Below are 6,192 nucleotides of genomic sequence, written 5' to 3' on the forward strand. Positions count from 1 at the left end.
GGATGATCTGGAGGATCGCCGCCGCTATTTGAACATTGCCGCGACGCTGGATCGTCTGTTGGGTGCAGGGGCCGTTCCCGTCATCAATGAAAATGACAGCGTCGCCACCGAAGAAATCCGCTTTGGTGACAATGACCGGCTTGCCGCACGCGTGGCGCAGGCGGCTGGCGCCAGCGGGGTGATTTTGCTGTCGGATGTCGATGGCCTGTTCGACCGCGCGCCACATTTGCCGGGTGCGACGTTGTTGCCCAATATCGAAAAAATTGACGGCCATGTGCGCATCATGGTGGCGGAAGGTTCATCCTCTGGCATGGGGTCGGGCGGTATGGCGTCCAAGCTGGATGCCGCGGATATTGCGACCCGCGCTGGCATTGGCTTGGTCATCGCCTCCGGACTTCGCGATCACCCGCTTGCCGCGCTTGAAGCGGGCCGGCCTTCAACCTTTTTTGCGCCGCGCGACGGCGGTTCTGCACGCAAGAGCTGGTTGGGCGGACGGCTGACCGTCAAGGGCCGCATCCGCGTCGATGCTGGCGCCATCCAAGCGCTCATATCGGGCAGCAGCTTGTTGCCCGCTGGCGCCTTGTCGGTGGAGGGTGAGTTTAAACGCGGCGACGTCCTCGACATAAGTGATGATGACGGCGTTGCGGTCGCGCGCGGCCTTTCCGAATAGGATGCCGTCGATGCCGCACGCATTTGCGGCCATCGTTCAAGTGAGTTGGCGGACATCTTGGGTACCGTGCCCCGCTCCGTCCTTGTCCACCGTGATCAGCTGGTCCTTTTGTGAAAATAGTCGCGTTAACAGGAGCGACGGGTTTTGTCGGACGGATCACGCTGGATCGGTTGATTGCCGCAGGCTGGCATGTCCGCGCACTGACGCGGCGGGACCAGCACAAAAAAGCGGGCGTTACTTGGGTGCATGGCAGCTTAAATGATACCGTAAGCCTCACCGAATTGTGCAAAGGCGCCGATGCGGTCTTGCATGTCGCAGGCGTCGTCAATGCGCCCGACGCGGCGGGTTTCGAAAGCGGGAATGTCACAGGCACAGCCCATATCCTCTCCGCTGCCAAATCGGCTGGCATCACACGTTTTGTCTGCGTCTCCTCGCTTGCTGCGCGCCATCCGGAGCTTTCAATGTACGGCGCGAGCAAGGCCACCGCGGAAGCGCTCGTGCGCACATCATCGCTCGACTGGACCGTCATTCGTCCGCCCGGAGTGTACGGCCCCGGCGACACCGAAATGTTCGATATGTTCCGCATCGCCGCCAAGGGATGGGCATTGCTGCCGCCGCGGGGCAGGGTGTCCGTCATTCATGTCGATGATCTCGCCCGCTTGCTGGTGACTTTGCTGTCGGCGGATAATGTGTCGAAATGCGTGTTTGAGGCAGATGACGGAACGGCAGGCGGGTGGAGCCACGCCGGTTTTGCCAAGGCGATCGGCGCTGCGGTCGGGCGCGATGTCACGACGGTGCACGCGCCTGCGTTTCTGTTGAAATTTGCCGGATGGGCCGACCGAACGGTTCGCGGTGCAAAGGCGAAGCTGACGCCCGACCGCGCCAATTATCTGGCGCACCCCGACTGGACCATCAATCGCGATGCTGCGCCAGGGCCCCAGCTTTGGACGCCAGAAATAGCAACGCCCAAGGGGTTGAAAGACACCGCAAGCTGGTATCGCGCGCAAGGGTGGATGTAGGCGCATGGCTTTGCCCTCATACTGCCTTATTCGCTTGCCATAGCGCGCCCATATGGCGCATTGCCCGTCACATAATTTGAGGATGTACATATGACCGACCGCAGCGAAATGTTTGATCGCCTAAAGGGCCTGATTGAGCCATTTAACAAAAAAGGTGTCGAGGTTGGCGAGACCACCACTTTTGCAGGTGATTTGGAATGGGACAGCCTGACCGTCATGGATTTTGTTGCTGAAGTCGAAGACAGCTTTGACATCATCATCAGCATGAATTTACAGGCGGAAATCGAAAATGTCGGCCAACTGGTCGACGCCGTGACCAAGTTGACCGCAGCCTGATCCAAACGGACGCCTGATTTTAACGGAAGACGTGCATGACTGACTTATTCTCCAAATTTGATGCCTTGATTGCGCAACGTGAAGGCTTGCTGGCCACGGGCGTAAAAGACCCGTTCAGCCTTGTGATGGAAGAGGTGAAATCGCCGACCGTTGCCGTCGTGAACGGCAAGGAAACCATCTTGCTTGGCACCTATAATTATATGGGCATGACCTTTGACGATGATGTCATCGCCGCGGGCAAGCAGGCTTTGGACGAATTTGGCGCAGGTACGACCGGCAGCCGCGTTTTGAACGGCACATTTCAGGGCCACAAGGAATGCGAAGACGCGTTGAAGGAATTTTACGGAATGGACCATGCGATGGTCTTTTCCACGGGCTATCAGGCGAACCTTGGCATCATCAGCACGATTGCGGGCAAGGGCGATTATATCATTCTGGATATCGACAGCCATGCGTCGATCTATGACGGCTGCAAAATGGGCGACGCCGAAATTGTGGCCTTCCGCCATAATGACGTCGACGCGCTCGAAAAACGGCTGAAGCGCCTACCCGCCGATGCGGGCAAGCTTGTTGTGCTTGAAGGCGTTTATTCGATGCTGGGCGATGTTGCGCCGCTGAAGGAAATGATCCGCGTTTCGAAAGAAGCAGGCGCGATGATCCTTGTCGACGAAGCGCATTCGATGGGCTTCATCGGCGAAAATGGCCGCGGCGTGGCCGAAGAGCAGGGCGTGCTGGACGATGTTGATTTCGTCATCGGCACATTCTCCAAATCGGTCGGCACCGTCGGCGGCTTCTGCGTGTCCAACCATCCCAAATTTGAAATCATGCGGCTTGTCTGCCGTCCTTATGTGTTCACGGCGTCATTGCCGCCAGCGGTCGTCGCATGTTCGGCGGCGAGCATTCGCAAGTTGATGCACAATGGCAACAAGCGTGCGCATTTGTGGGAAAACTCCAGAAATCTGCACCAGGGTCTTCGCGATCTTGGTTTCAAACTCGGCACGCCTGATGCGCAAAGCGCGATCATCGCGGTGATTATGCCCGATTTGGAAAAAGGCGCGATGATGTGGGCTGCGCTTCTTGAGAACGGCCTATATGTAAACCTCGCCCGTCCGCCCGCGACGCCCGCTGGCATGACATTGCTGCGCTGTTCTTTATGTGCCGAACATAGCAGCGAACAGGTTGCCGATATCCTCAGCCGCTTCGAACGCGCGGGCAAGGCCGTCGGGATCATTTGACCGCGGCACGCGCTTTACGTTCCGCGTAAAAATGCGCTTTAACGCACGGCGCCTTTGGCCAAAAGCTTGGGCACCAGAAACAGCGCTGCGATTAATGGCCATTTGCGCTGCCACGGACGCACTATGATGTGCGTGCCGGCGTGGCGGTTTATTTTCCACGCCAGATAATCAATGCCGCCCGCATAGGTAAACGCCGCCTTTGCCAGCCGTGCCACGGTTAGCAACTTTCCACGGCGACGTAGGGCAGGCCAACGGCGTTTTTCTTGAACGATGTGGCCATCGGGGTCGGGCAAGATAACTATTTTGTCGCCGCGCACTTCATGTGCGATCGTTATGTGCTGCAATGCCGCCCGGCCAAAGCGGACGTAGCGATCGGGGTCGAATGAAATCACCGAAGATGGCCGGTCCGTGCGTTCCGCGCGCAGCTCTGCGCCATAGGTCATCTGGAATCCCGACTGCCAAAGGTCGAGCACATCGGCTTCGCGCTCCGCAAATGCCAGTGCGGCATTCAACAAAGTCGGCGCGGCACCGGATATGGCGAGAATGGCAGACTGACGTGCGTCTTCATCAGCGCACCAGACAAGCCGCGATGGCTGGGCAAAGCGGGCCCAGACCGACACGGCAGACGCGGCCGGGCGGTTGAGGTGGTGAAAATCCGCTTCGCTTAAAATCGCGACCTTTGCGACCAGATCGCCATGTTGAAACGGAAATACATTGGGCGGCAGGCGGCGGTTCCATGTGGCGAGCCAACCGCGTCCATAAGCGGATTGGTAATCGGACACGATGAGGTAGAAGTCGAGCATCTCGCCCTCAAGCTGTTCCGACCGCAGGCACGATCCGTAGAAGAGAACGGCGCGCGCTGCCGTGCCATATTGCGCCGCGATATGCGCAGCGAAGTCGCTGGCGCCCTGTTGCGCGGGTACGGCCAATTCCTCGGCCACAAGCTGGGTCAGCGAAAGCATATCTGCGCCTTAGCCGTTTCCGTTGCCGCTTGTTAAGCAGCGAGTTTCAGAAAAGGGACGGGCGGGGTTGACCGAAGCACGATCGGGCTACCGCGATACGCCTCGAACACTTCGCCATCCAAAACGACGCTGCTGCGTTCGCTATCGATGCGGATGACATCGCCTTGCTGGAAATGGACGCCGCTTGTGGGCGTGTGGCCCAATTTGCCGCGCAGTGATGCCGCGATCATTTTCAGCATCGCCCATGGCGTCTGGTCGACGGCCATAAACTTCATCAAACCACGCTGCTTGGTTTTGCCGGCCTGTCCGCCAAGCAACAGCTTTTCCAGCGTGGTGACGATCAGAACCGAAAATGTGCCCTGCAATTCGCCATTGCGGACAAACGATATGCTGACGGGTTTTGATCGTTTCGGCAGGAAACTTGCCTTCACCCGGACAAAGGCCGAAAACATAACGGCGATGAACGTCAGGAAATGGCTTAAGCCATTGGGCAATCCCAATGGATAGATTTTGTGGCGGCAATAAAGAATCGTTTCGGCAAGACCTGCACCGCCCAAGAACATGCCAAGAACCGGACGCGCGCCTTCGCTGCCGTTGCTTAACGCAATCAGTTCGCGGACAACAATATGTTCGGAAAGATCGCCCTTTGCGACGTCAATGATACGCGCCAGCGCCTCCAACGGATCACCCTCCGCACCCAAATCGAGCGCAATCAGGTTGGTCTTGCCATTGGGCAGCACCGCGACGGGCGGGGGTGACCCTTCAAAATGCCCACCGTGATAAAGCTCGGTCAAAGCGGACTGCACGGTGCCATCGCCGCCATTGATGACGAGCACCTTGGGCTTCACGCGGGCAATCATTTCGAGCGCTTTGGCGATCTGGCCAATTTCTTCGACTTCGTAATGGAATATATCAGGATTTTTCGCGCAATAGTTTCGCACCGCCGGCAACAACGACCTGTTGCCGGTTGAATTGGGGTTCGAAAGAAGCGCGACTAAAGCCAAATCATTACCTTCACATATATTTCAGGTTGATGGTGATCCGCGTGACGCCGGGGCCCGCATCGAATGCGACTTTGCTGACCGACGGCTTGCCCAAATTCAATATGCTCACGCTGGGGTTGTTGGAAAAACCGCCGCCATCCTGCGTGAAGTCTGTTTTGCCATTTCCGTTTCGGTCATGGCGCACAGCAATGCCATATTTCCCTTCGGAAGGGACGGGCAGGCAAAAGCTCATATTTCCTGCGCTCGCGCGGCTTTCGATGCGGTGCAGCCAGCGGCCTTTGGCCAGCCAAGTGCCGGGCGTTGCGGCATAGGATTGCACGCGAACATTGCCCCTCGCTTCCTTCACGCCCTGCACGTTCACCAGCACAGCGGGACCTTTGCCCGCGGCGCAGCGCGACAAATCATTGCTTATTTCCTCGCTCGCTGCAGCGACGCCCGATACGAGCGCCAATGCTGCGGCAGATGTAAGAATAAAATATTTATGCATCTCAAAACTCCTGGAACAGCAAATCCGGTATCACTTCACAACGATACCATCGATATATTGCCCCTGAACCTGTAAGCGTCTATCGGGTCAGTTTGCGGCCAAATTAGGGTGACAGGGCGACCATAAGTTGAAATTTCTTACTGCCACCGACCGATATATCTTCCGGCTTGTGATGTTGCCGCTGCTGGCGACGCTCGCAATCGCGGCATCATTGCTGCTGCTGGACAAGATGTTGACCCTGTTTGACTTCGTCGCCGCAGAGGGCGGGCCGGTCAGCGTGGTCTGGCGCATGCTCGCAAATCTGATACCCGAATATCTATCGCTCGGCATCCCAATCGGGCTGTTGCTGGGTATATTGCTGGCGTTCCGCAAGCTCGCGACATCGTCCGAACTCGACATTTTCCGCGCGGTGGGGATGAGCTATCTTCGGCTGTTGCGCGTCCCATTCCTGCTGGCCATCGCGCTGGCTACGGTCAATT

At 57.7% G+C, this 6,192-nt stretch carries 7 protein-coding genes and 1 pseudogene; 5 read left to right on the plus strand and 3 right to left on the minus strand.

The window, feature by feature from the left end:
• From proB to spt, 4 genes and pseudogenes are all read left to right on the plus strand, one after another.
• A pseudogene (proB, locus tag ACIQ5B_RS09805) lies at window positions 1-784 on the plus strand (glutamate 5-kinase); the annotation flags it as partial.
• Window positions 781-1,689 carry an NAD-dependent epimerase/dehydratase family protein gene (locus tag ACIQ5B_RS09810; protein WP_397598857.1) on the plus strand — a complete coding sequence of 303 codons (909 nt, stop codon included), beginning with the start codon at window positions 781-783 and terminating at the stop codon, window positions 1,687-1,689. The pseudogene proB and the gene ACIQ5B_RS09810, both read left to right, overlap by 4 nt.
• 90 nt (window positions 1,690-1,779) lie before the next feature.
• Window positions 1,780-2,025, plus strand: coding sequence for an acyl carrier protein (locus ACIQ5B_RS09815; protein ID WP_183939378.1), 246 nt, complete (start codon window positions 1,780-1,782; stop codon window positions 2,023-2,025).
• 35 nt (window positions 2,026-2,060) lie between these two features.
• Complete coding sequence (gene spt, locus ACIQ5B_RS09820; protein WP_397598858.1) at window positions 2,061-3,260, plus strand: serine palmitoyltransferase; 1,200 nt, start codon at window positions 2,061-2,063, stop codon at window positions 3,258-3,260.
• Window positions 3,261-3,298: 38 nt separating this feature from the next.
• Here the strand turns inward: spt and ACIQ5B_RS09825 are convergent, their stop codons facing one another.
• Genes ACIQ5B_RS09825 through ACIQ5B_RS09835 form a run of 3 tightly spaced genes read right to left on the minus strand, consistent with a single transcriptional unit; the run spans window position 3,299 to window position 5,713 of the window.
• Complete coding sequence (locus tag ACIQ5B_RS09825; protein ID WP_397598859.1) at window positions 3,299-4,222, minus strand: hypothetical protein; 924 nt, start codon at window positions 4,220-4,222, stop codon at window positions 3,299-3,301.
• 32 nt (window positions 4,223-4,254) lie between these two features.
• Window positions 4,255-5,226: a diacylglycerol/lipid kinase family protein gene (locus ACIQ5B_RS09830; RefSeq protein WP_397598860.1), complete on the minus strand. Its 972-nt coding sequence runs from the start codon at window positions 5,224-5,226 to the stop codon at window positions 4,255-4,257.
• Between the two features lie 10 nt (window positions 5,227-5,236).
• Window positions 5,237-5,713, minus strand: a complete 477-nt coding sequence (locus ACIQ5B_RS09835; protein WP_397598861.1) for a DUF2141 domain-containing protein — start codon at window positions 5,711-5,713, stop codon at window positions 5,237-5,239.
• 172 nt (window positions 5,714-5,885) lie between these two features.
• Between ACIQ5B_RS09835 and ACIQ5B_RS09840 the strand changes: the two genes are divergently transcribed.
• The coding region (locus ACIQ5B_RS09840) for an LptF/LptG family permease (RefSeq protein WP_397598862.1) at window positions 5,886-6,192 on the plus strand (307 nt) is incomplete at its 3' end.

This window comes from Sphingorhabdus sp. (assembly GCF_044374345.1).
GTDB lineage: Bacteria > Pseudomonadota > Alphaproteobacteria > Sphingomonadales > Sphingomonadaceae > Sphingorhabdus_B.

Coding starts and splice junctions, on each gene's coding strand:
- ACIQ5B_RS09815 (WP_183939378.1), top strand. CDS start 1,780: ATGACCGACCGCAGCGAAATGTTTGATCGCCTAAAGGGCCTGATTGAG.
- spt (WP_397598858.1), top strand. CDS start 2,061: ATGACTGACTTATTCTCCAAATTTGATGCCTTGATTGCGCAACGTGAA.
- ACIQ5B_RS09825 (WP_397598859.1), bottom strand. CDS start 4,222: ATGCTTTCGCTGACCCAGCTTGTGGCCGAGGAATTGGCCGTACCCGCG.
- ACIQ5B_RS09835 (WP_397598861.1), bottom strand. CDS start 5,713: ATGCATAAATATTTTATTCTTACATCTGCCGCAGCATTGGCGCTCGTA.